This window comes from Zhenhengia yiwuensis (assembly GCF_014384995.1).
GTDB classification, from domain to species: Bacteria; Bacillota; Clostridia; order Lachnospirales; family Cellulosilyticaceae; genus Zhenhengia; species Zhenhengia yiwuensis.
The window spans coordinates 83,440-107,765 of the sequence record NZ_JACRSY010000003.1; the positions used below are offsets into that span (position 1 = coordinate 83,440).

22 protein-coding genes are annotated in these 24,326 nt (G+C 35.0%); 18 read left to right on the forward strand and 4 right to left on the reverse strand.

The features are described 5' to 3' along the window. Positions 1-88: 88 nt before the first annotated feature. From H8718_RS02635 to H8718_RS02645, 3 genes are read left to right on the forward strand one after another with little or no spacing between them, the layout of a single operon-like run. Positions 89-547 (forward strand): MarR family winged helix-turn-helix transcriptional regulator, encoded by a 459-nt coding sequence (locus H8718_RS02635; RefSeq protein ID WP_249331399.1) that lies wholly within the window; start codon positions 89-91, stop codon positions 545-547. Continuing rightward, a complete protein-coding gene (locus H8718_RS02640; RefSeq protein ID WP_249331400.1) occupies positions 540-2,276 on the forward strand; it encodes an ABC transporter ATP-binding protein in 1,737 nt (578 codons plus the stop codon). The genes H8718_RS02635 and H8718_RS02640 overlap by 8 nt, the downstream gene beginning before the upstream one ends. Further along, positions 2,263-4,104, forward strand: a complete 1,842-nt coding sequence (locus H8718_RS02645) for an ABC transporter ATP-binding protein (RefSeq protein ID WP_249331401.1) — start codon at positions 2,263-2,265, stop codon at positions 4,102-4,104. The genes H8718_RS02640 and H8718_RS02645 overlap by 14 nt, the downstream gene beginning before the upstream one ends. A gap of 39 nt (positions 4,105-4,143) precedes the next feature. Here H8718_RS02645 and H8718_RS02650 read toward each other — a convergent pair whose 3' ends face one another. Together H8718_RS02650 and H8718_RS02655 are read right to left on the reverse strand one after the other, a co-directional pair. Continuing rightward, entirely contained in the window at positions 4,144-4,515 is a 372-nt protein-coding gene (locus H8718_RS02650; protein ID WP_249331402.1) for a NifB/NifX family molybdenum-iron cluster-binding protein, read from the reverse strand. A gap of 1 nt (position 4,516) precedes the next feature. Beyond that, positions 4,517-4,867 carry an ArsR/SmtB family transcription factor gene (locus tag H8718_RS02655; RefSeq protein WP_249331403.1) on the reverse strand — a complete coding sequence of 117 codons (351 nt, stop codon included), beginning with the start codon at positions 4,865-4,867 and terminating at the stop codon, positions 4,517-4,519. Positions 4,868-5,370: 503 nt separating this feature from the next. On the opposite strand from H8718_RS02655, the gene H8718_RS02660 reads away from it, so the two are divergent. The 13 genes from H8718_RS02660 to ilvE all read left to right on the forward strand — a co-directional run bounded on the left by H8718_RS02660 (position 5,371) and on the right by ilvE (position 18,047). Beyond that, positions 5,371-5,646 carry a LysO family transporter gene (locus H8718_RS02660; protein WP_177671502.1) on the forward strand — a complete coding sequence of 92 codons (276 nt, stop codon included), beginning with the start codon at positions 5,371-5,373 and terminating at the stop codon, positions 5,644-5,646. After that, complete coding sequence (locus H8718_RS02665; protein WP_249331404.1) at positions 5,639-6,238, forward strand: lysine exporter LysO family protein; 600 nt, start codon at positions 5,639-5,641, stop codon at positions 6,236-6,238. The genes H8718_RS02660 and H8718_RS02665 overlap by 8 nt, the downstream gene beginning before the upstream one ends. Before the next feature lie 16 nt (positions 6,239-6,254). Next, the gene (eutH, locus tag H8718_RS02670) at positions 6,255-7,328 is read left to right on the forward strand and encodes an ethanolamine utilization protein EutH (protein WP_249331405.1); all 1,074 of its coding nucleotides are present in this window, start codon (positions 6,255-6,257) and stop codon (positions 7,326-7,328) included. 275 nt (positions 7,329-7,603) lie between these two features. Further along, positions 7,604-7,993 (forward strand): hypothetical protein, encoded by a 390-nt coding sequence (locus H8718_RS02675; protein ID WP_249331406.1) that lies wholly within the window; start codon positions 7,604-7,606, stop codon positions 7,991-7,993. A 129-nt stretch (positions 7,994-8,122) separates the two neighbouring features. Beyond that, positions 8,123-9,109 (forward strand): tetratricopeptide repeat protein, encoded by a 987-nt coding sequence (locus H8718_RS02680; protein WP_249331407.1) that lies wholly within the window; start codon positions 8,123-8,125, stop codon positions 9,107-9,109. Positions 9,110-9,476: 367 nt separating this feature from the next. Continuing rightward, positions 9,477-11,084 carry a biosynthetic-type acetolactate synthase large subunit gene (gene ilvB / locus H8718_RS02685; RefSeq protein WP_249331408.1) on the forward strand — a complete coding sequence of 536 codons (1,608 nt, stop codon included), beginning with the start codon at positions 9,477-9,479 and terminating at the stop codon, positions 11,082-11,084. 12 nt (positions 11,085-11,096) lie between these two features. Further along, positions 11,097-11,591: an acetolactate synthase small subunit gene (ilvN, locus tag H8718_RS02690; RefSeq protein ID WP_177671496.1), complete on the forward strand. Its 495-nt coding sequence runs from the start codon at positions 11,097-11,099 to the stop codon at positions 11,589-11,591. A gap of 62 nt (positions 11,592-11,653) precedes the next feature. After that, positions 11,654-12,649, forward strand: a complete 996-nt coding sequence (ilvC, locus tag H8718_RS02695) for a ketol-acid reductoisomerase (protein WP_249331409.1) — start codon at positions 11,654-11,656, stop codon at positions 12,647-12,649. A gap of 23 nt (positions 12,650-12,672) precedes the next feature. Next, positions 12,673-14,202: a 2-isopropylmalate synthase gene (locus tag H8718_RS02700; RefSeq protein WP_249331410.1), complete on the forward strand. Its 1,530-nt coding sequence runs from the start codon at positions 12,673-12,675 to the stop codon at positions 14,200-14,202. A gap of 88 nt (positions 14,203-14,290) precedes the next feature. Then, positions 14,291-15,550, forward strand: a complete 1,260-nt coding sequence (gene leuC / locus H8718_RS02705; RefSeq protein ID WP_249331411.1) for a 3-isopropylmalate dehydratase large subunit — start codon at positions 14,291-14,293, stop codon at positions 15,548-15,550. A gap of 12 nt (positions 15,551-15,562) precedes the next feature. Further along, on the forward strand, positions 15,563-16,051 hold the full coding sequence (gene leuD / locus H8718_RS02710) for a 3-isopropylmalate dehydratase small subunit (protein WP_249331412.1): 489 nt from the start codon (positions 15,563-15,565) through the stop codon (positions 16,049-16,051). 12 nt (positions 16,052-16,063) lie between these two features. Further along, positions 16,064-17,167: a 3-isopropylmalate dehydrogenase gene (gene leuB / locus H8718_RS02715; protein WP_249331413.1), complete on the forward strand. Its 1,104-nt coding sequence runs from the start codon at positions 16,064-16,066 to the stop codon at positions 17,165-17,167. Between the two features lies 1 nt (position 17,168). Continuing rightward, positions 17,169-18,047, forward strand: a complete 879-nt coding sequence (gene ilvE, locus H8718_RS02720; RefSeq protein ID WP_249331414.1) for a branched-chain-amino-acid transaminase — start codon at positions 17,169-17,171, stop codon at positions 18,045-18,047. 114 nt (positions 18,048-18,161) lie between these two features. Here the strand turns inward: ilvE and H8718_RS02725 are convergent. Then, positions 18,162-19,570, reverse strand: a protein-coding gene (locus H8718_RS02725; RefSeq protein ID WP_408646553.1) for an IS3 family transposase whose coding sequence is annotated in 2 segments (ribosomal slippage) — positions 18,162-19,067 and positions 19,070-19,570 — 1,407 coding nt in all. Because the reading frame shifts where the segments join, the coding sequence is not laid out codon by codon here. Positions 19,571-19,662: 92 nt separating this feature from the next. After that, entirely contained in the window at positions 19,663-20,670 is a 1,008-nt protein-coding gene (locus tag H8718_RS02730; protein ID WP_249331417.1) for a lactonase family protein, read from the reverse strand. A gap of 187 nt (positions 20,671-20,857) precedes the next feature. Here H8718_RS02730 and ilvD point away from each other — a divergent pair, with 187 nt between their 5' ends. Both ilvD and ilvB (H8718_RS02740) read left to right on the forward strand, forming a co-directional pair. Continuing rightward, on the forward strand, positions 20,858-22,519 hold the full coding sequence (ilvD, locus tag H8718_RS02735; RefSeq protein WP_249331418.1) for a dihydroxy-acid dehydratase: 1,662 nt from the start codon (positions 20,858-20,860) through the stop codon (positions 22,517-22,519). A 12-nt stretch (positions 22,520-22,531) separates the two neighbouring features. Next, positions 22,532-24,196 carry a biosynthetic-type acetolactate synthase large subunit gene (gene ilvB, locus H8718_RS02740; protein WP_249331420.1) on the forward strand — a complete coding sequence of 555 codons (1,665 nt, stop codon included), beginning with the start codon at positions 22,532-22,534 and terminating at the stop codon, positions 24,194-24,196. Positions 24,197-24,326: the final 130 nt, after the last annotated feature.

Below are 24,326 nucleotides of genomic sequence, written 5' to 3' on the forward strand. Positions count from 1 at the left end.
TGAACTTGAGTTTAGAATTGTGTTATAGTAATAACTGTTAGATGCCTAATAGTTAGATATCTAACTAAATTTAAAGAGGAGGTTTATAATGGAGAATAAATTCTCAAATATAAGGGGTAATACCTTGCATATGGCGCTTATTAATGTAGGACATCTGCATAGAAGAAGAAGTAGTAGGTATTTTGAGAAACTTGACCTTTCACATGCACAACCTAAAATTTTAGATTTTCTATCTGAAAATGATGGTTGCATTCAAAGAGAAATTGCTGTTCATTGTGCTAGAGAAGCTGCAACAATGACGAGCATTTTAGGTATTATGGAGAAGTCAGGATTGATTGAGCGTAGACCAAACCCTAAGGATAGACGTATATTAAATGTCTTTTTAACACAAAAAGGAAAGGATATACAAAAGAATATAGGTGAGACCTTTAGTCAACTTGATAAAGAATGTTTAGAAGGTTTTTCTGAAGAAGAATATGCTCAGCTTATAGATTATTTAGAACGTATTTATAACAATATGAATAGAAGGGAGCAAGAAGATGCTTAAACTTTTAAGATTTTTAAAAGGATCTGCTATAATATGTGCTATTTTAGCACCCATTATGATGATGTTGGAAGTTGCAATGGATCTTATGCAACCTAAGTTGATGGCAGATATTATAGATATTGGCATTGCAAATGGTGATACTACATACATATTGAGTCTTGGTGGTAAAATGATTATCTTTTCCATATTAGGTCTTATTGGAGGGATAGGATGTACTTATTTCTCAGCTTATGCAGGTATGCATATGGGAGAGAATTTAAGAGCAGGGATGTTTGAAAAAATACAGGCTTTGTCATTCTTAGAAATTGATAAGTTCAAAACATCCTCACTTATTACGAGGCTTACAAATGATGTTACACAAGTACAAAATATGTTTATGATGGCACTTAGAATTATGGTAAGAGCACCATTTATGTGTATTGGGGGGCTTGTGATGGCATTTGCTTTAAGTATGAAACTCTCTATTATTTTTGTAATTGCTATGCCAGTTATTCTAATTGCTATGACAATCATCTTAAAGAAATCTATGCCCCTTTTCACATCTATGCAAAGTAAAATAGATAATGTGAACTTAGTAATGCGTGAAAATATTTTAGGTATTCGCGTTATTAAAGCTTTTACATTAGAAGGTAAACAACGTGAAAAGTTTGATGCTACTAATAAGGATTTAATGGATACAAGTATCAAAGCTCAAAATATGAGTATGATTTTATGGCCTGTTGTAACACTTGTTATGAACTTGAGTGTTATTGCCGTTTTTTGGTATGGTGGTAACCTTGCTTATATTGGTGGGATTGAAGCGGGAAAAATTATGGCCTTTATTAATTACCTACTTCAAATTATGAACTCACTTGTTATGGTAGTTATGATTATGCTTAACTTCTCACGTGCAAAAGCTTCAGCTGACAGGGTAAATGAAGTGCTTGAAGCAGAGTCTTCTATCAAAGATAAAACAGATACTAAAGATTTTGAGGCATTTGATGTAGAATTTAGAAATGTATCCTTTAAATATCATGAACATAGTGAAGCTGTACTTCATAATGTATCTTTTAAAATTAAGCAAGGACAAACAGTTGGGATTATAGGGTCAACAGGTTCTGGTAAAAGCTCATTAGTAGGTCTTATTCCTAGACTATATGATGCTACAGAGGGAGAAGTACTTATTGGAGGGACTAATGTTAAAGATTTGAGCTTACAAAGCCTAAGGAAAAATATTGGTGTTATTCTTCAAGATAGTATTCTCTTCTCAGGCACTATAGAAAGTAACTTAAAGTTTGGGAATAATGAAGCAGATATTAATACGATGGAAGATGCTGCAAGAGATGCACAAGCATATGAATTCATTATCAATAAAGAAGATAAGTTTAATTCTGTGGTAGAACAACGTGGAAAGAACTTATCTGGAGGGCAAAAACAACGCCTTTCTATTACACGTACATTAGTAAGAAATCCTAAAATCCTTATTATGGATGATGCTTCAAGTGCCTTAGATATGGCAACAGAAGCGAGATTATTACAAGCCTTAAAGCAAAGAATGAAGAGCAGCACAGTCTTTATGATTGCACAACGTATATCAGGCGTTATGGATGCGGATCAGATTATTGTTATGGATGATGGCCATATTGTAGGAATAGGTACACATGAACAGCTTCTAGCAGCTAATGATATTTATCGTAGTATAGCAGTTTCACAGTTAGGTGAGGAGGTATTAGAAAATGTCTCAGCATAAAGAGAATGCACCGCATAGACCGGGTGGACCAGGTCCAATACCTATGATGCATCATAAGAAAGAAAAGTTAAAAGATCCAAAAGCTACAGTAAAACGTCTTTTACATTACTTAGGTAGCAGTAAATACATTATGGTGTTTGTATTCTTTATTACACTACTTACAACAGTTATTACGATTATAGGAACTAAGCTTAATGGTGATACAGTAGATAAATTTATTATAACAAGAGATTTAAATGGGCTTGCTAAGATCTGTCTTGTTATGTTAGTACTTTATGTTATAAGTAGTGTATCTGTATTCATACAAAATAGAGCAATGGTACGTATTGCACAGACAACTACACTTAGTATTCGTAAAGACTTATTTAGAAATATGCAAGGTTTACCACTTGCATATTATGACAGTCATTCAAGTGGGGATTTAATGAGTCGTTTAACCAATGACGTAGATAATATTAATATGACTCTTGCACAAAGTGTAACACAGCTTTTTTCAGGTATTATCAGTATTGTAGGGATGCTTATTGCTATGATTCTTTTAAGCCCGGTACTTACTTTAATTGGATTGCTTACTACACCGTTTATGTTTATCTTAATGCGCGTTGTTGTTAAACGTACACAGCCTTACTTTATTAAGCAACAGACAGAACTAGGCAAATTAAATGGTTATATTGAGGAAATGGTATCAGGACAGAAAGCTGTACTACTTTTTTCACAAGAGGAAAAGGTAAAAGAAGAGTTTGGTAAAATTAATAGTAACCTAACTCAGACAGCTATCTTAGCTCAAACTTTCTCAGGCTTTATGGGACCTATGAATAACTGTATTAATAATATTACTTACCTTATTGTTGCAGTAAGTGGTGGGTACTTAATGCTTAAAGGTTTTGATATTACAGTAGGGATTATCTTCAGTTTTATCCTTTATATGCGTAACTTCACAAGACCAATTAATGAGATTTTTAACCTATTTAATACCATTCAGTCAGCATTAGCTGGTGCAGAACGTGTATTTGAAGTTATGGACGAAGAGAAAGAGCAGGATAGGGTAGGTGCAGTAGATATGGAGAATATAGAAGGCGAAGTCATTCTTGAAGATGTTCATTTTTCTTATGTACCAGAAAAACCTATTTTAAAAGATGCTACACTTACAGCTAAAAAAGGACAAACTATTGCTATTGTAGGTCCTACAGGAGCTGGTAAAACAACCATTATCAACCTGCTTACAAAGTTCTATGATATTGATAGCGGACTCATTACAATTGATGGACATGATATTCAGGAAGTTACAAGAGAAAGTCTTAGAAAGTCTATTGCTATGGTACTTCAGGATACTTATCTCTTCTCTGAAAGTGTGCGCGAGAATATTCGTTATGGGAACTTAGATGCAACAGATGAGGAAGTAGAGCAGGCTGCAAAACTTGCTAATGCCCATAGCTTTATTAAGCAGCTGCCAGATGGCTATGATACTATTTTATCTGATAATGGAAGTAACTTATCACAAGGGCAGCGTCAGCTTCTAGCTATTGCCAGGGCAATACTTATGAAATCATCCATTTTAATCTTAGATGAAGCAACATCTTCTATTGATACACGTACAGAAGTGGCTATTCAAAGAGCTATGGAACACCTTATGAAAGGCAAAACAACTTTTGTTATTGCACACCGTTTAAGTACAATCCGTAACGCTGATCAGATTTTAGCTCTCAAAGATGGTGAGATTATTGAACGTGGCACACATTATGAATTACTTGAAAAAGATGGTTTTTATGCAAACCTTTATAACAGTCAGTTCAAAAAAGGTATAGACCTTGATGATATTATTGCATAATAAAAAGGAGTAATCCCTAGGGATTACTCCTTTTTATATTTAGTGATGTCCACATCCATCATGAGAGCAAGTATGTGTACTATCTAATTCATTTAATTGACCACTTAAGAATAAAGTCATATTATCTCCTACATTACCTGTAGTTGTTTGATATACTTTAATGCCCATAGCATTAAGTTTACGAATAGCACCTTGACCAATGCCCCCTACTAGAACGACATCAACAGGTGTGTTTTGGAGAGCTTGTAGAGGATGGCATTTGCCATGCTCATGGTGAAGGTCACCATTTTTAATAGGTGTAACCTCTTTTGTATCAGAATCTACTACGATAAAGAGTGGTGCTGAGCCAAAGTGGCCATACGGTATACTTAATAGACCTTCGTTTTTTGATACAGGAATACATATTTTCATATTATTCTCCTCCTTGGGTTTTAAGGTGACAGCAGGTTTTAGGACAGTTTTCACGCATAGGGCAAGAAGTATCTTTTACAGATGAGACTGAAACTTTTAAATCATTAATAAAAGTAATAAGGGTATTTAATGTATCTTCATTTACTGAATAATGAACACGATACCCTTGTTTATAACCAATGATAATACCAGCCTCTTTTAATATCTTAATATGTTGTGATACTGCAGCTTCAGAAATATTAAGACGCTTAGATATTCCCTTAGCACATACATTTTGCTGTGCTAGCAAAAGTAAAATTGTAACGCGTGTTTCATCAGAAAGTGCTTTGAAAATTTGAATAGCTAAAGTCATACTGCTTCCATTTAATTAAGTAATTGCTTAATTAAATCTTACAACCTTTATTTTGAAAATTCAAGTGTAAAAATAAATAATTTAAATTAATTTAAATTATTGAAATAAAATCGAGGGTAATAATTATTGCTAAAAGTATTTTTATGGGGTAAAACTTTTAAATATAAATAATAAATGTTATAATTGTGTTAAATAATTATATATTTATACATAGAAAGGGATTTCATAATGGAGAAGTATATTGTATTGATGCATGAATTGTAGGTAGTGATAAAAATACAGTGCTTCATACAAAAAAGATGATAGAACTTGGGCTGTTCTTATAGAAATTATAGAAAAGCAAGGGAAGCTTAATGAAGAGGAAGATGATGAAATACTTCATTATCTTATTAATTGTTTAAAAGAAAATTATGACAAGCTGAATAAGATTAGAGCTAAGGCTCAAGAAGAAGCAATAGAATGCTATAAAGCATTTATAGAATGAAGGAAGGTTAGTTTGCACCATGGTTATATTAACAATTATGGCAATAGGAATGCTGATTGGAGGATGGATTTTTCCTCAGAAATGGCATACCTACAATAATAAATTACAAGTAGTAAGTATCGTAATACTGATTTTTTGTATGGGAGTAAATTTGGGAAGTAATGATGACTTTATGAGTCAACTACCTAGAATGGGGTTGAAAGGCTTCATATTTGCTATTATTCCTATTCTTTTATCTGTAGGAGTAGTATATCTGTTAACAAAGCATCTTATGAAGGAGAGGAAAAATGATTAAAGCTATTATACTTAGTTTAATAATAGGTGTGGTATATGGGCAGTTCTTTTTAGAACCCAGCCATGCAGTAAATTTCAGCTATTTGTCAGATATAGCATTAGTTGTACTTATGTTTTCCGTAGGCATTAGTGTAGGAGCTAATAAACAAGTATTTAGTAAGATTAAAGAGCATCATATTAAAATACTTATTATTCCAATAGGAATTATTCTAGGTTCTATTGCAGGGGGATTTTTATGTAGTATACTAATGGATATGCCACTTAATGTAAGTGTGGCTATTACATCAGGACTTGGATGGTATAGTTTATCAGGGGTACTTATTACAGACCTTGCTGGAGCTGATTTAGGTACTATAGCTTTTTTGGCGAATTTATTTAGAGAGATACTTTCTTTTATGCTTATACCTATAGTAGCTAAATATTGTAATCACTATACAGCAATTGCACCAGCAGCGGCAACAAGTGAAGATACTACACTTCCGGTACTCATTAAATATACTAGTGAAGAAGTAGTTATTATGGCTGTTATTAATGGAGTTATTTGTTACATGATGGTACCGGTCCTCACTAATCTATTTTATCGTATTTTATAACGAGGAGAAGAGATAGATGGTAACGGAGATTTTATTTTTTATTATAGCTTTGTTCCTTTTAATAAGTGGATTTGACTACATATTTGGAAGTAAGCTAGGTTTAGGAATTCAATTTAAAAAAGGTGTAGAGGCATCAGGAAGCTTAGCACTTAATATGATAGGGATTTATATACTAGCCCCTCTTTTAACAGAAGGGCTTATGGCTGTAATTCTTCCGGTTACAAGTATTTTTAAAGTAGATCCTTCTCTTGTTCCAGCAAGTTTCTTAGCTGTAGATATGGGAGGCTACCAATTAGCACAGAATCTGGCTATGAATAGTCAAATGGCAGATTTTTCTGGTATACTACTGGCATCTAACTTAGGTGCAACGATTAGTTTTTCTATACCAGTTGCTTTAGGAATGATTAAAAAAGAGGACTTACCTTTCTTTTTAAGAGGTCTTGTAATAGGGATTATTGCTCTTCCTTTTGGATCATTTATAGGAGGCCTTGTACAGGGGATAGGTATATATGAGTTGCTTAGAAATTGTATGCCACTTTTTGTACTTAGTTTTGTGCTAGCGTATTGTACAATGCGTTATACGAATCAGATAGTAAAGTGTTTTGACATATTAAGTAAGGTTATTGTTACTATGAGTATTATCGGATTAATTGCTGTAGGACTTGAAGTTGTACTAGGTATTTCAATTTTGCCAGTATATACTCCTCCATTAAGTGAAGCATCAGAAATTGTGGTACGAATAGGATTATTCTTAGCGGGTGCTTATCCAATGCTTAAAGTAGTAGAGCATCTTATAATAAGATACTGTAGGCCTATTGCAAAAGTACTTAAAGTAAATGAAACAACTATTGTAGGGATGATTGGCAGTCTTGCAAGTAATTTGCTTACATTTGCTGAAATTGAGCATATGGATCATAAGGGGAAAGTTTTAGCCAGTGCAGTGGCTATTAGTGGTGCTTTTGTTTTAGGTGGTCAGTTAGCTTTTGTAAGTACGTTATCTAGTGAAATGGTTATTCCTTTTATTGTTTCGAAGATAAGTGGTGCTGTTTTGGCTATAATTATTGTTCAATTAACTTATAAAGAGGTATAAGATGTTTAAAAATGGGCAAGCCTTTTAATGCTTTAAAATTCATATGAGGAGGTTTTGCACATGGCTAAGAACAAGAATAACAAAGAAAAGGCAAGTGCTAAATCTAAGAAGAACAAAAATATCAATTTAGAAGCAGCTGATGAAATCACACCAAAGAAAAATAAGTAATCTTTAAGCATCTTTATAGATGCTTATTTTTTATAAATATAATTGGTTTGATTTATTTAAAAATTTAGATTATAATAAAGTGAATTTAGAGATAGGGGGAAGAATTTATGTCAGAGGTCCAAGTATTTGACTCACAGGATGTAGCCAAGAATAAAGTGTATGCTATTTTAGCTTATTTAGGATTTTTAGTTATTATCCCACTTATTGTTTGTAAAGACTCTCGTTATGCAAAGTTTCATACTAATCAAGGGCTTGTATTATTCCTTTCAGGGATAGCCTTAAGTATAGCAGATTTTATAGTAGGTATTATATTAGGAATTTGCACAGGGCTTCCTCTTATAGGATGGATCTTTGGTATTATCATGTTACTGATTAATGTGGTAGTAGGTATTGCTAGTATTGGGCTTTTTGCCTTAATGATTATAGGTATTGTTAATGCATGTAAGGGTGAAGGAAAAGAATTGCCTATAATTGGTCATTTTGTTATTCTTCAATAGAAGTAGCTTAGAGCTAACCTATGACGATATAGGTGCTCTAGGCTATTTTTTATAAGTTTTGTAGATTTATAATAGAAGAATATGATAAGCTATAAGAAGACATTTATTATACAAATAGGAGAGCAGGTAATGAAAATATTATTTATTACAATGGATTGGATGAAATATTATGTAGGGGAAGGCGATGAAGAAAAAGAGGTGCCTCCTTGTGGTTATAATTTTCAATATACAAATGGTTACTACTATGGGTATGGTAGAGGAATTGATGAAATAAAAATAGAAGAATTAGAAGGCGTTACAGTGGATGATAATAAGGTAGAAAATGTACTTGTGGTATGGCTTGCACCAAATCGTAACGGAGAAACATGCATTGTTGGCTGGTATAAAGATGCGACTATTTACAGACAAGCTATTACAGAGTTTACATTAGATAGTGAGAGATTTGAAAGAACTTATAGTATTGTAGCGCCAGCAAGGGGAAGTCTCCTTCTTCCTATGGAAGAAAGAAATTATATTGTAGAGGGAGTAGATGTGCCAGTTGAGTATCATATGGAAAGAGAACAGCTTGCACAAATTAGAGCATATATCCATAATTATGCAGGAGACTGTATGAATTTAGTTCTTACAGAAAAAGAACTTAATGGTGTTCTTTCTATTAATATGGACTATGAGCGTTATTTCTATAAAGCAGATGAATTTTTAGCCAAAGATGCATATGCTAAAGCTATTAGATGCTTTAATAAGGCCATTGCTGAAGAACCAACTGAGACGCTAGGCTATGAATGTAAAGCAAGTATTCTTTTAAGCTTAAAAATGTATGATGAAGCATTAGAGCTTTATAATAAGGTAGTAGGACTTGATGAAGATAATGATTTGGCATATTATTGTCTGGGTCTTATCTCAGGATTAAAACAAGAATATGAAAAAGCATTGCCATACTTTGATAGATATTTAAATCATAGACCTGAAGATCACCATGTACGTGCAGAGCGTGCATATACTTACTTTATCAAAGGGGACAGTGAAAAAGCAGAAAAAGATATTAAGCTTGCTTATGAAAAGGAAAAACATAATCCAGTTGTAAAAGAAATTTATAAACGTATTGTACAAAAGTAACAAAAAAGAGAGGGCATTATTTGGAAAGGTATAATATTCCAAATAATGCCTTTTTTATATTTACTAATAGGATTATGTAAACAAATGAAATTTTAAGTATTACATACAATCAAAATACTATAGATTACAAGAAATAACTTATGTAAAGCTGAAAAAATAAATAGAATTTTGATATATTAAGAAGGCTTTGTAAAAACTCACAAAGTTTTTTGAAACAATATTTAGTTAGAGTTAAAATATTGACACTTATAGATACAATTGGTACAATGTTTATAAATTGAATTGTCAGACAAATGCAATTAGAAGGTTCCGTCTCGTCCTTAATGGATGAGATTTTTATTTATCTATGTATATAAGGGGGGCAAAGATGAAGTTATCAGATGTATTAGTAAGATGTTTAATGGAGGAACAAGTCGATACAGTATTCGGCTATCCGGGAGCAGCGATCCTGTCTGTCTACGAATCTTTGAGAGCTTCTAGTATACATCATGTACTAGTAAGACAGGAGCAGGCTGCTGTACATAGTGCAAGTGGGTATGCAAGAACGACAGGAAAAGTAGGAGTATGTATTGCAACTTCGGGACCGGGAGCAACCAATTTAGTAACAGGTATTGCAACAGCATATATGGATTCTATTCCTATTGTTATTTTTACAGGTCAGGTTAAATCTAGCTTAATAGGCAGAGATGTCTTTCAAGAGGTAGATATTACAGGTTGTACTGAGCCATTTATAAAACACAGCTATTTGCTTCAAAATCCGAAGGACTTTCCTAGGATCGTAAAGGAAGCTTTTTATATTGCCAGAACAGGAAGGCCAGGACCTGTACTCATTGATTTACCTATGGACTTTCAAGATGTACAAATAGATTTTAACTATCCTAAAAAGGTAGACATACCTGGCTATAAACCAACAATTAAGGGACATATAGGACAGATTAAAAGGGCTATCAAACTCTTACTTAATAGTAAAAGACCTTTAATCTGCACAGGAGGGGGCGTTCACCTTGGGCAAGCAAAAGAGGAGCTTGCTTATATGATAGAGAAGTCTCATATTCCTATGGTGCATACACTGATGGGAACAGGAACATTAGATACATATTCGCCTTATAATTTAGGAATGATTGGAAGTCATGGTTATTATCATGCTAACTGGGCGCTTAAGCATGCAGATACAATTCTTTTTATAGGAGCGCGTATTGCAGATAGGGCTGTAGCTAATGCAGGGATTTTGGATGAAAAAGCTAATATTATCCATATTGATATAGATCCAGCAGAGATTGGCAAAATGACAGCAGCGCATATTCCTGTTGTAGGGGATGTAAAAGAAGTCCTAAGGGTTATGAACGAACTCATTAAAACAAGTGAAACGAAGGAATGGATTGAAACCATTTTAAATCATAAGAAGAAAACAGCAGACATAAAGTATGAACACAGCATTAATCCGAAGACAGTTATTAAAACATTATCCAATTTATTAGATGATGAAGCGATCATTACAGCTGATGTAGGACAGAATCAGTTTTGGACTATGCGCAATATGGAGATTAAAGGAAATCGTCAAATACTTTGCTCAGGTGGATTTGGTACTATGGGTTATTCATTACCAGCATGTATAGGCGCTGCAATAGGAAATAAATCTCGTAAGGTAGTGGGTGTGTTTGGAGATGGAAGTTTCCAAATGAGTTTTTTTGAATTAGGGACGCTCGTGCAGGAGCATGTAAATCCTATTATGATTTTATTTAATAACAGTGGACTTGGAATGGTAAGGGAAATTCAAAGAAAACTCGAAACAAAAGAGTATGGTGTAGGACTTCCTAAGAATCCAGATTTTGCTGCTATCGTAAGAGCGTATGGTATAGAGGCATATAGAATAGATGACCCAGATAAGGTAGAACAAATACTTAAACAAGCTATAGCAAGCGGTAAGCCTCAATTTTTGGAGTTTATTGTAAGTGATAAAGAAAGCACTTTATAAGGAGGTAGAAATGTGGAAAAACATGTAATTTCCGCACTGGTTGAGAACCATTCAGGAGTATTAAACCGTATATCTGGTCTCTTCAGTAGACGTGGTTACAATATTGACAGTTTATCCGTGGGTGAAACAGAGAACCCTTCTATCTCGCGTATGACTATTGTAACGAAAGCGGATAAGCAGATGCAAGAGCAGATCAAAAAACAACTTAATAAACTGATAGAAGTAATTAAAATTGTAGAACTCAATGAAACAAGTGCAGTTTATAGAGAGCTAGCACTTATTAAAGTAGGAGCTAATCATGAAAATCGTGCTGAAATTATAGAGATTGCTAATATCTTTAGAGCACATATTGTGGATGTTTCTAAAGAAGTATTAATTTTAGAAGCTACAGGCGATCAAGGTAAAATCAAAGCACTTACTGAAATGCTACAGCCTTATGGTATTAAAGAAATTGTGCGAACAGGACTTACTGCGCTTCAAAGAGGAGAAAATGAATTAAAAAATTAAGACTTCCAAAGAAGCCTTATAAATAAAATAACATATGGATTATATATAAGGAGGATTTTATTATGGCAAAGTTATATTATCAAAAAGATTGTGATTTAAATTTATTAAAGGGTAAAAAAGTAGCAGTTATTGGTTATGGTAGTCAAGGACATGCACATGCACTTAATTTACATGAATCAGGTGTAGAGGTTATTGTAGGTCTTTACAATGGGAGTCCATCATGGGAAAAAGCTGAAAAAGCAGGGCTTACTGTTATGACAGCAGCCGATGCAGCAAAAGCAGCGGACTTTATTATGATTTTAATTAACGATGAGAAACAAGCAAAACTTTATACAGAAAGTATTAAAGAGGGGCTTACAACAGGCAAAACGCTTGCATTTGCCCATGGTTTCAATATTCATTATGGACAGATTATACCACCAAGTGACGTAAATGTTGTTATGATTGCTCCAAAAGGACCAGGACATACAGTAAGAAGTCAATATCAAGAAGGTAAAGGTGTACCATGTCTTATCGCTGTTTACCAAGATGCAACAGGAGATGCAAAAGATATTGCACTTGCTTATGCAGATGGTATTGGTGGAGCGCGCGCAGGAATATTAGAAACAACCTTCAAAGAAGAAACAGAAACAGACCTTTTCGGAGAGCAAGCTGTACTTTGTGGTGGTGTAACAGCACTTATGAAAGCTGGTTTTGAAACATTAGTTGAAGCAGGCTATCAACCAGAAAGTGCATATTTTGAATGTGTACATGAAATGAAACTTATTGTTGACCTTATTAACCAAGGTGGCTTTGAATATATGAGATATTCCATTTCAGATACAGCAGAATATGGAGACTATACAGTAGGACCACGTGTTATTACAGATGAAACTAAAAAAGAAATGAAAAAAGTATTAACAGAAATCCAAAATGGTACATTTGCTAAAAACTGGATATCAGAAAATCAGGCCAATCGACCATACTTCAGATCTGTTAGAAGAATTGAAGCAGAGCATCAAGTAGAGTCAGTAGGTAAAGAGTTAAGAAAAATGATGAGTTGGATTAAAGAAGACTAATAAATGAAGGAGGGGCTTTTCTTATGGCAAAAGCTATTAAAATTTTTGACACGACACTTAGGGATGGAGAGCAATCACCAGGGTGCAGTATGAATCTTAGTGAAAAACTAGAGATGGCCTTACAACTGGAAAGACTAGGTGTAGATGTTATAGAAGCAGGGTTTGCAATTGCTTCACCAGGAGACTTTAAGTCTGTTCATGAAATTGCAAAAGTAGTGAAACACACAAGAGTAGCGAGCCTAGCAAGAGCCCTTACTAAAGATATTGATGCAGCAGCAGAGAGTTTAAAAGGTGCAGCATACCCACGTATACATACCTTTTTGGCAACATCAGATATACATATGCAGTATAAGTTAAAAAAGACGCCAGAAGAGGTACTGCAAAATGCAGTAGAAATGGTTAAGTATGCAAAAAAATACTGTGAGGATGTAGAGTTCTCAGCAGAAGATGCATCAAGAAGCGATCCAGCTTTTCTCTATCAGATATTTGAAGCTGTTATTAAGGCAGGTGCAACAGTTATTAATGTTCCAGACACAGTAGGATATACAAGTCCAGATGAGTTCTACAATTTAATAGCAGGTATTCGCGATCATGTGCCTAGTATTGATAAAGTAGATATTTCAGTACACTGTCATAATGACTTAGGAATGGCTGTAGCTAACTCCTTATCCGCTATTAAAGCTGGTGCAACTCAGATTGAGTGTACGGTTAATGGAATAGGAGAACGTGCAGGTAATGCAGCACTTGAAGAACTTGTTATGAACCTTAGTGTTAGAAAAGATCTTTATGATTTAACAACTAATATTCAGACAAAAGAGATTTACAAAACAAGTAAGCTTCTAAGCAGTATAACAGGGGTGAAAATACAGCCTAATAAGGCCATTGTAGGAGAAAATGCTTTTGCACACGAGTCGGGGATTCACCAACATGGGGTACTTGCTAATAAGAGTACTTATGAGATTATGACGCCAGAGTCTATAGGGCTTACAGAAAATAAAATGGTACTTGGCAAACATTCAGGTCGTCATGCTTTTGTAGATCGTATAGAGATGCTGGGCTATGCCCTTGAAGAAGATGCTCTTAATAAAGCATTTGAACAATTTAAGATGCTTGCAGATAAGAAGAAGGTTGTTACGGATAAAGATATTGAAGCACTTGTACGTAGAAAAACTGTGGCTATTCCACAGACTTATACATTAGAGCGCTTTGTTATCAATTCAGGTAATACTATTACAGCTACTTCGGCTGTAAGACTTATTTGTAAAACAGGAGCCGTGCTTGAAGATGTTATGTCTTCTTATGATGGGCCTATTGATGCATCCTTTAAAGCTATTGATAAGATGGTAGGTAAAAAATTCACGTTAGAAGACTTCTCTATTAATTCTGTTACAGGTGGAGCAGATGCACAAGGTGAGGTAAATCTTAAAATTAAATGTAAGAATAAAACTTATAACGGTCACGGCGTAAGTATGGATATTGTAGAAGCAAGTATTTTGGCTTACTTATCTGCAATCAATAATATGCTTTATGATTTAGATAGCATAAAAAAATAAAATTAAGCTACTAGGTGCAGGGACTATCTTAAGGTAGGCCTTGCACCTTATCACATTACACTATAAAACCTAAAAGGAGGAAAGACAAATGGGAATGACCATGACACAAAAAATATTAGCAGCTCATGCAAATCTTAAAGAAGTGGTGGCAAGGCAGCTGATTGAGGCTAATCTTGATTTGGTGTTAGGAAATGATATTACAACACCTGTTGCTATAAAAGAATTTGAGAAAATTAGTTCTCAAGATGTGTTTGACTGCTCTAAAGTAGTCATTGTGCCAGACCATTTCACGCCCAATAAAGATATTAAAGCGGCTGAGCAGTGCAAATGTGTAAAAACTTTTGCTTATGATAAAAATATTGAGCATTATTTTGAAGTAGGCGAAATGGGCATTGAACATGCACTTCTTCCTGAAAAGGGATTAGTAGTACCAGGAGATGTCGTCATAGGAGCAGATTCACATACTTGTACATATGGTGCACTTGGAGCCTTTTCTACTGGTATTGGTAGTACAGATATGGCAGCAGGTATGGCAACAGGTAAGGCCTGGTTTAAGGTACCGGATGCTATTAAGTTTATACTGAAAGGTCAACCTAGCCATTTTGTATCTGGAAAAGATATTATATTGCATATTATAGGCATGATAGGCGTAGATGGTGCACTTTATAAGTCAATGGAATTTACAGGAGAAGGTCTTAAGTACTTATCTATGGATTCGAGACTATCTATGGCTAATATGGCTATTGAAGCAGGTGCTAAAAATGGTATTTTTGAAGTGGATGAAGTGACACTTGAATATGTTAAAGAACATAGCAGTAAACCTTATACAGTCTATAAGGCAGATGAAGATGCAGTATATGAACAAGTAATAGAAATAGATCTTAGCACCATTAGACCTACAGTAGCTTATCCACATCTTCCTGAAAATACAAAAACTATAGATGAAGTAGAAGAAATTAAAATTGATCAGGTAGTTATTGGTTCTTGTACAAATGGGCGTATAGAAGACCTACGTATGGCAAGAGAAGTTATGAAGGGGAAAAAGGTAGCAAAAGGTGTACGTGTTATCGTTATTCCAGGTACTCAAAACATCTATTTGCAAGCTATTAAAGAAGGTATTGTAGAAGATTTGGTTACAGCAGGCTGTGTAGTCAGCACGCCAACATGTGGTCCTTGTCTTGGTGGACACATGGGCATTTTAGCAGCAGGTGAAAGATGTGTAGCAACTACAAACCGTAACTTTATAGGGCGCATGGGACATGTAGAATCAGAAATATATCTTGCAAGTCCGGCAGTGGCAGCAGCGTCTGCTATTTGTGGCTATATTGCAAATCCGGAACAAGTATAGGAGGGGGATAAAATGAAGGCAACAGGTAGGGTATTTCGTTATGGGGATAACATTGATACGGATGTGATTATTCCAGCAAGATATTTAAATACATCAGATCCTAAAGAATTAGCTACGCATTGTATGGAGGATATTGATACAGATTTCACGCAGCAGGTAAAGGAAGGGGACATTATAGTAGCAGATAAAAATTTTGGTTGTGGTTCTTCTAGAGAGCATGCACCTATTGCGATTAAAGCCTCTGGTATTTCATGTGTTATTGCAAAAACTTTTGCACGTATTTTTTATAGAAATGCTATTAATATAGGACTTCCTATTTTAGAGTGCCCTGAAGCAGTGGAGGGCATCCAGGCAGGAGATACGGTTGAAGTAGATTTCACTAAAGGTACTATTATAAATGTAACAAGTGGTAAGGTCTATAAAGCGCAGCCTTTCCCTGAGTTTATGCAGAGAATTATTGAGGCTAATGGCCTTGTTAATTACGTAAGGGAAAATAAATAGGGAGGGATAATAATGAATTATAAGATTGTTACTTTGCCCGGAGATGGTATTGGACCAGAGATCATGGCGCAGGCCGTTAAAGTATTAGATGAAGTAGGTAATAGATTTGGTCATACATTTAACTATGAAGAGCATCTTATAGGTGGTGCGGGTATAGATGAGCTAGGCTCCTCATTACCTCAAGCTACTATTGATGCATGTAAGACAAGTGATGCAGTATTACTTGGTGCAGTAGGTGGGCCTAAATGGGATACTACTTCAAATGGAGATAGACCAGAAAAAGGGCTACTTAAGATTAGAGAGACACTAGGACTATTCGCCAATTTTAGGCCAGCTCTTTTATATAAGCAGCTTCAACATGCAAGCCCATTAAAGGTAGAAGTTATTGGAGATAGCTTAGATATTCTTATTGTAAGAGAACTTACAAGTGGTATTTATTTTGGGAGGCATGAACGTACTATATGCGATAATCCAAAAGATACATATGCGGAGGATGTTGAGTACTACAATGTAGGTGAAATTGAACGTATTCTTAGAGTGGGTTTTGATTCAGCTATGAAAAGAAATAAGAAGGTTGTAGTAGTAGATAAGGCTAATGTGCTTGCTACTTCTAAGCTCTGGAGAGAAGTAACACAAGAGGTAGCAAAGGATTATGAAGAAGTAGATTATAGTTTTATGTATGTAGATAATGCAGCGATGCAGCTTGTGGCGAACCCTAAACAGTTTGATGTCATCATTACAAGTAATATGTTTGGGGATATTTTATCTGATGAAGCAAGTATGCTGACAGGTTCTATAGGAATGTTAGCATCTGCAAGCTTAGGTGAAGGCACTCTAGGACTTTATGAACCAAGTCATGGTAGTGCACCTGATATAGCTGGGCAGAATAAAGCTAATCCTATTGCAACTATTTTATCGGTGGCGATGATGTTACGCTATTCGTTAGGACTTGAGAGCGAGGCGCAGGCTATTGAGAAAGCAGTAGAATGTGTGCTAGATAAAGGATACCGCACAGGTGATATTATGAGTGTAGGCTGTAAGTATATAGGTACTAAAGAAAAGGGCAGTTATATTTGTGAAGCTATTAAGCTAGGAAACGAACAGAGGAGGATTTAAAATGAGTCAAAGAATAATTTATTTAGATGGTAATTATGTAAGAGAAGAAGAAGCAAAGATTTCTGTATTTGACCATGGTGTACTTTATGGTGATGGTGTATTTGAAGGTATTAGAGTTTATAATGGACGTGTTTTTAAATGTGAGGAACATATTAATAGACTGTACAATGCAGCTAAAGCTATTATGCTAGAGATTCCTATGAGTAAAGAAGAGATGACGGAGGTGCTTCTTGAAACTTGTAGAAGAAATCAAATTAAGGATGGTTATGTTCGCCTTGTAGTAACAAGAGGTAAAGGTGACCTTGGTCTTAATCCTGTAAGCTGTAAAGTTGCATCAGTATTTTGTATTGCAGGTTCTATTACACTTTATCCAGATGAAATGTATATAAAAGGGATGCCTATTATTACAGCTGTTCAAAGAAGAAATAAAGCAACTATTGTAGATCCTCAAATTAAATCATTAAATTACCTTAATAATATACTAGCTAAAATTGAAGCAAACAGAGCAGGGGTGCCAGAAGCACTTATGCTAAATCATGATGGCGTGGTAGCAGAATGTACAGGAGATAACATTTTTATTGTAAAAGATAATGTTATTTATACACCTCCTATCTACATAGGTATATTAGATGGTATTACAAGAAATACAGTCATTGAATTAGCTAAGGAACTTGGATATGAAGTAAAAGAAAGTGAGTTTACACTTTTTAATGTTTATAGTGCAGATGAATGTTTCTTAACGGGTACAGCTGCAGAAGCTATTCCTGTTACAAATGTAGATGGGCGTATTATTGGTAATGGAGAGGCAGGCCCTGTTACAACGAGACTTCTTGAAGCATTTAAAGCATATGCAAATAACAATGGGAGAGATATTTACTAAAAGAGGCCTAAAATAATATGATAAAAATAAAAGTGATATGTATTTTCTAAGTTGATGTGACCCCAATAAGTTAGACTTAATAGCGTAGTAGTTTTTAACTGCTACGCTATTGTTTTATGCAGCTAGAAGAGTGTGTCTATATTCCACTGGGCTCATCCATCCTAGCTTCTCTTTAATTCTTCGTTCATTGTAATATTTTATATAGTTCTCAATAGCTAGCTTGAGTTCTTCATAACTATAATAGACCTCACCATAGTACATTTCTTGTTTCATAATTCCAAAGAAATTTTCCATTACTGAGTTGTCGTGGCAGTTTCCTTTTCTAGACATACTTTGAAAAATCTTATTCTCTTTAAGCGTATGAGTGTATGCTTTCATCTGATAAGCCCAGCCCTGGTCTGAGTGAAATGTACGTCTATATTTACAGTTTGTAGTAATCTCTATAGCCTTATTTAAAGCTTGCATTATGCTCACAGCAGATGGTCTTTGTGAGATGCTATAACTAATGATTTCCCTATTACATAGATCCATGAATGGATCCAAATACAGTTTCTTGATGTGCATTTTTCCTTTTTTATCTACTTCATAATACTTAAATTCTGATGTGTCTGTTACAATCTTCTGATGTAGAACACAAGTTTCAAAACGCCTATGTATTCTATTAGGAGCAACCTTTCCTACCTTACCCTTATATGAGCTGTATTTACGACTTTTTCTAGTAAAAGATGTTACCTGAAGCCCTAATTTCTGAATAATGCGTTGAACACGTTTCTTGTTTACAACTAGTCCTTGTTTTTTTAATTCCCCATAAATGCGTCGATAGCCAAAATCCTTATTATTCTTTCGTATTTCAAGAATCTTTTCTTCTAGCTCTTGGTTCGGATTTTCTTTATCAAAACGTTTCTGCCAGTACATATATGTTGCTTTAGGAAAACCTGTAATCGCGAGAATATCTTTTAATTTGAAGGATCCTCGGAGACTATGGATGATTCTCGCTTTTTGTTCTGAGGTATTCCCTCTAAACGTAGTCTCCTCAGTTCTTTTAAATAGGCATTCTCTATTTTAAGTTTTAATAACTCATCTTCTAGTTGTTTGATATATTTCTCATTATGATTAGATGGATCAAGTGTATCTGTAGATGTAGTCTTCGGTTTATTCATTGTTCGTTTCCGCCCTTTACGTTTTGATCTTAAAGCATCAGGACCAGCAATTCTGAAATCATTTACCCATTTAGTAATTAATGGTGGGTTATTCATTCCAATGGATAAAGCCAACTCCTGATATGAAGCTTCTGTTGTTAAATATAACTCTACTACATGAAGCTTAAAATCAAAAGAGTAATTTTCTTTCTTTTCGGAGCGAATCAATCCTTCATTTCCCATGTTTTCATATGATTTTACCCATCTATGAACTTGTTCTGAACGAGGAATGCCATACTTTTTTGCCAGATATCCATATGAACCCTCACCATTTAAATAGGCTTGAACAACATTTGTCTTAAATTCAAAACTATATTTTGCCATAAAAAACTGACCTCCCATAAGTTAGATTTTTAAGTCTAACTTATGGGGGTCAGTGCAAGTATAGGGAGTAACATGTCACTTTTTAAATAGATTTAGAGTTCTTCTATAAAACTAGGATTTGGGAAAGGGATATGTGCAATGTCTTCAAGAATTGTACTAGTGTTTTCGTCTAATCTAAAGAGGGTAACTTCATTAGAATTTTGATTGCAGACCATGAGTAGTTTTCCGTCATGTGTACAAGTTATATGTCTAGGCCATATGCCTCCACAAGGATATAGATTAAGTTTTTTTAGAGAGCCATCAACTTGAATTTCAAAACGCGTAATACTATTATGCCCTCTATTGGCAGCTAATAGATATTTTTGGTTAGGTGTAATGATGCAATTAGAGCAGTAGCTCGTACCTTCATAATCTATAGGAAGGGTGGTTATTTCTTGCAGAATCTGAAGTGTACCTGTAGATGGGTCCTGTTGAGTAACAAAAATTTTGTTAGAGTATTCTGTAATAATATAGCCTATAGGTAATGTAGGATGAAAGATGATATGCCTTGGACCATTTCCACTAGGAAGGTGTAGAGAAGAAAAGTTTGTATTTGATATAAGAGCACCATTCTCTACTTTATAACAATAAATTTGGTCAGTGTGGATATTAATAGCATATAGAAAATTTTCATTAGAATCCATTTGAGTACAGTGGGCTCTGGAAAAACCATCTTTAGGAAGAGCAGGTAAATGAATCAAACTTTTGAGAGTGGTGAACTTATGGTTTAAGACACCTACACTAAAAATATGGCCTGTTTGGTAACAAGCACCAAATAAAGTACGATGTTTAGGTGAATAACTGATGTGGCATAATCCACCGCCTTCAAATGTTAATTGATCGAGGAAGTAAAGTCGGTTATCTTCAAATAAATACATTTGAATTTGAGCTTTATTATCCACTTCACTAAGCGTAAATAGTAAGTTGTGTAAATGACAAGCAAATGATGGATTTATAGGGTTAAGTTCTGTGATTTGAGTAAGAGAATGATTGGAAAGAGAGAAGATTTTAAGAGAAGGGTAATCTTCTACGTTATAACCAGTCATAAGTAGTGAATACATAGTGGAGGCCTCCTAAGTAATAAATATTTTTAAAGTAAGTATAGCATAAGAATAGAATAAGTTATAAAAAAATGAAAAAAATGAATTTAAGTAAAAATAAAATTGCAAAAACAAGCTATTTTGTTATAATATTATATAATTTATCTTATAAATAGTACAGCATAAGGAAATAGAGGGAGTGGAAAATATGAGAAGTGATGTTGTAAAAAAGGGACCAGATAAGGCGCCTCATCGTTCATTATTTAAAGGAATGGGATATATTGAAGAAGAAATTAATCAACCTCTAATTGGGATTGTAACTGCTAAAAGTGAAATTGTTCCAGGACATATGCATCTTGATCGTATTACAGAAGCCGTAAAAGCTGGTATCCGTATGGCAGGTGGCACACCAATTGAAATACCTGCTATTGGAGTATGTGATGGAATTGCTATGGGACATGAAGGAATGAAGTATTCTCTTGTAACACGTGAACTTATAGCAGATTCTATTGAATGTATGACAATGGCACATGGATTTGATGGATTAGTGCTTGTACCAAACTGTGATAAAATTGTTCCAGGTATGCTTATGGGAGCAGCTAGGATGAACTTGCCAACAGCAGTAGTAAGTGGTGGACCTATGCTTGCAGGGACAGTAGGTGGAAAAAAAGTAAGCTTATCTTTAATTTTTGAAGCGGTAGGTGCTTATAACACAGGTAAAATTTCTGAAGAAGAGCTTTATGAATATGAAGAACATACTTGCCCGGGATGTGGATCTTGTTCAGGAATGTTTACAGCTAATAGTATGAACTGTATGAGTGAAGTATTAGGGATCGCTTTACCGGGAAATGGAAGTATACCAGCTGTTTATGCAGAACGTATTAGACTTGCTAAGAAAACTGGTATCGCTATTATGAAAATGATAGAAAAAGATATTAAAATTTGCGATATCTTAACAGAAAAAGCTTTTGAAAATGCTTTGACTGTGGATATGGCATTGGGATGTAGTACAAATACTATGCTTCATTTACCTGCTATTGCACATGAAGCAGGCGTGAAAATTAATTTAGATCTGGCTAATGAAATTAGTAGCCGTACGCCAAACCTTTGTAAGCTCGCACCAGCAGGACCACATCATATGGAAGATCTTTATCAAGCAGGTGGCGTTGCTGCGGTTATGAAAGAACTTACTAAAAAAGAACTTCTTAATGAAGAACTTATAACCGTAACAGGTGAAAGTGTGGGAGAAAATCTTAAATCTGTAGTTAATAAAAATGAACAGGTTATAAGACCTATCCAGAATCCATACAGCGCTACAGGTGGGATTGCTGTACTTAGAGGCAACTTGGCTACGGATACATGTGTTGTAAAACGTTCAGCTGTAGCAAAAGAAATGATGCAGCACACAGGTCCTGCTAAAGTATTTAATAGTGAAGAAGAAGCTAAAGTGGGTATTACAAGTGGTAGGATAGAAAAAGGGGATGTTGTCGTTATTAGATATGAAGGGCCAAAGGGAGGGCCAGGTATGCGAGAAATGCTTTCACCTACAGCAGTGCTTGCAGGCATGGGGCTAGATAAAGATGTAGCACTTATTACAGATGGGCGTTTTTCAGGTGCTACAAGAGGTGCATGTATTGGACACGTATCACCAGAGGCTGCAGAAGGTGGATTAATTGCACTTGTAGAAAATGGAGATCTTATTCAAATTGATATGGAAGCATGTAGCATTGAACTTTTAGTAGATGAAGAAACTATCGAGCAAAGACGTAAGTCATGGGTGAAACCAGAACCAAAAGTAAATCATGGATATTTAGCACGTTATGCTAAATTGGTTACATCTGCAAATACAGGAGCGATTTTTAAAGCGTAAGGGAGGGGAAACATGAAGCTTAATGGTTCACAAATATTAATGGAATGTTTATTAGAACAAAGCGTTGACACAGTATTTGGCTACCCAGGAGGCTCCGTTCTTAATATATATGACGCTTTATATAAGTACAGTGAGCGTATTCATCATATATTGACTGCCCATGAGCAAGGTGCGGCACATGCAGCGGATGGATATGCAAGAGCTACCGGAAAAGTAGGAGTTTGTATTGCCACATCAGGGCCAGGAGCAACGAACTTGGTAACGGGAATTGCTACAGCTTATATGGATTCTGTACCTCTTGTAGCAATTACAGGAAATGTAGGGAAACCACTTTTAGGAAAAGATAGTTTTCAAGAAGTGGATATTACAGGTGTAACAATGCCTATTACTAAACATAACTATATCGTTAAGGATGTAAGAAAGCTAGCAGATACTATTAGAGATGCCTTTTATATTGCTAGTTCCGGAAGGCCGGGGCCAGTACTTATAGATATTCCTAAAGATATTACAGCTGCTGAATGTGAGTATACTTATGAAGAGCCTAAAAAGATACATAGAAAGGTATGTACAATTAAGCAGAAGGATATCGATGAAGCTGTAAAACTTATGAAAGAAAGTAAGAAACCGCTTATTTATAGTGGAGGTGGCATTATTAGTAGTGGTGCTCACAAAGAGCTTATAGAGTTTGCAGAAAAATTCCAAGTACCTGTTGCTACTTCACTTATGGGGATAGGTGGTTTTCCAGAAATACATAGATTATCTACAGGACTTATTGGAATGCATGGAAGCAAGGCTTCTAATATGGCAGCTACAGAATGTGATCTTCTTATAGCAGTAGGTGCGCGTTTTAGTGATAGGGTAACAAGTAGTGTAGGAACCTTTGCACCACATGCTAAAATTATTCATATTGATGTGGACCCAGCAGAAATTAGTAAAAATGTGGCCAGCTATACAGCCATTATAGGGGATGCAAAAGAGATTTTAATAAGTCTTATACAATTAGTAGGACAGAGGGATCATACAGAATGGCTTGAAGAAGTCGCACACTGGAAAGAAGAGTTTGGATTTGACTATCAAAGAGATAGCAGTTTGCGCCCACAATTTATTATGGAAGAGATTTATAAGCAAACAGAAGGCGAAGCAATTATTACAACAGAAGTAGGCCAGCATCAGATGTGGGCTGCTCAGTTTTATAAGTATACCACACCACGTACTTATATTTCATCAGGAGGATTAGGAACTATGGGGTATGGAACGGGTGCTAGTATAGGAGCGCAGATTGCTAGAGCTGATAAACGTGTAGTACATATAGCAGGAGATGGCTCTTTTAGAATGAACTGTAATGAGCTTTCTACAGTGGCTTACTATAATGTTCCGGTTATTATTATAGTAGTGAATAATAGTGTGCTAGGTATGGTAAGGCAATGGCAGACTATTTTCTATGGTGGGCGCTATTCACAAACTAATTTAGATAGAGGCCCTGATTTTGTAAAACTTGCAGATGCTTATAATATTAAAGGGTATGATATTTTCACGCAGGAAGATTTTAAAGAAGCCCTTAAAGATGCATTAAAACATAATAGACCAGCTCTTCTTAATTGTCATGTGGGAGAAGATGAAAAGGTATTACCTATGGTGGCACCTGGGGCACCTATTAATGATTTGATATTAGAATAATGAGATGAAGCAAGTTCTTTCTGATGAAAGAGCTTGCTTTTTGTTTCGTGCTAAGTGTCAGTTTTTTAGGGGGATGAAGGTTTAGAGATTCTTTGTAAAGTGGAATATATTTTATATAAAAATATAAAAT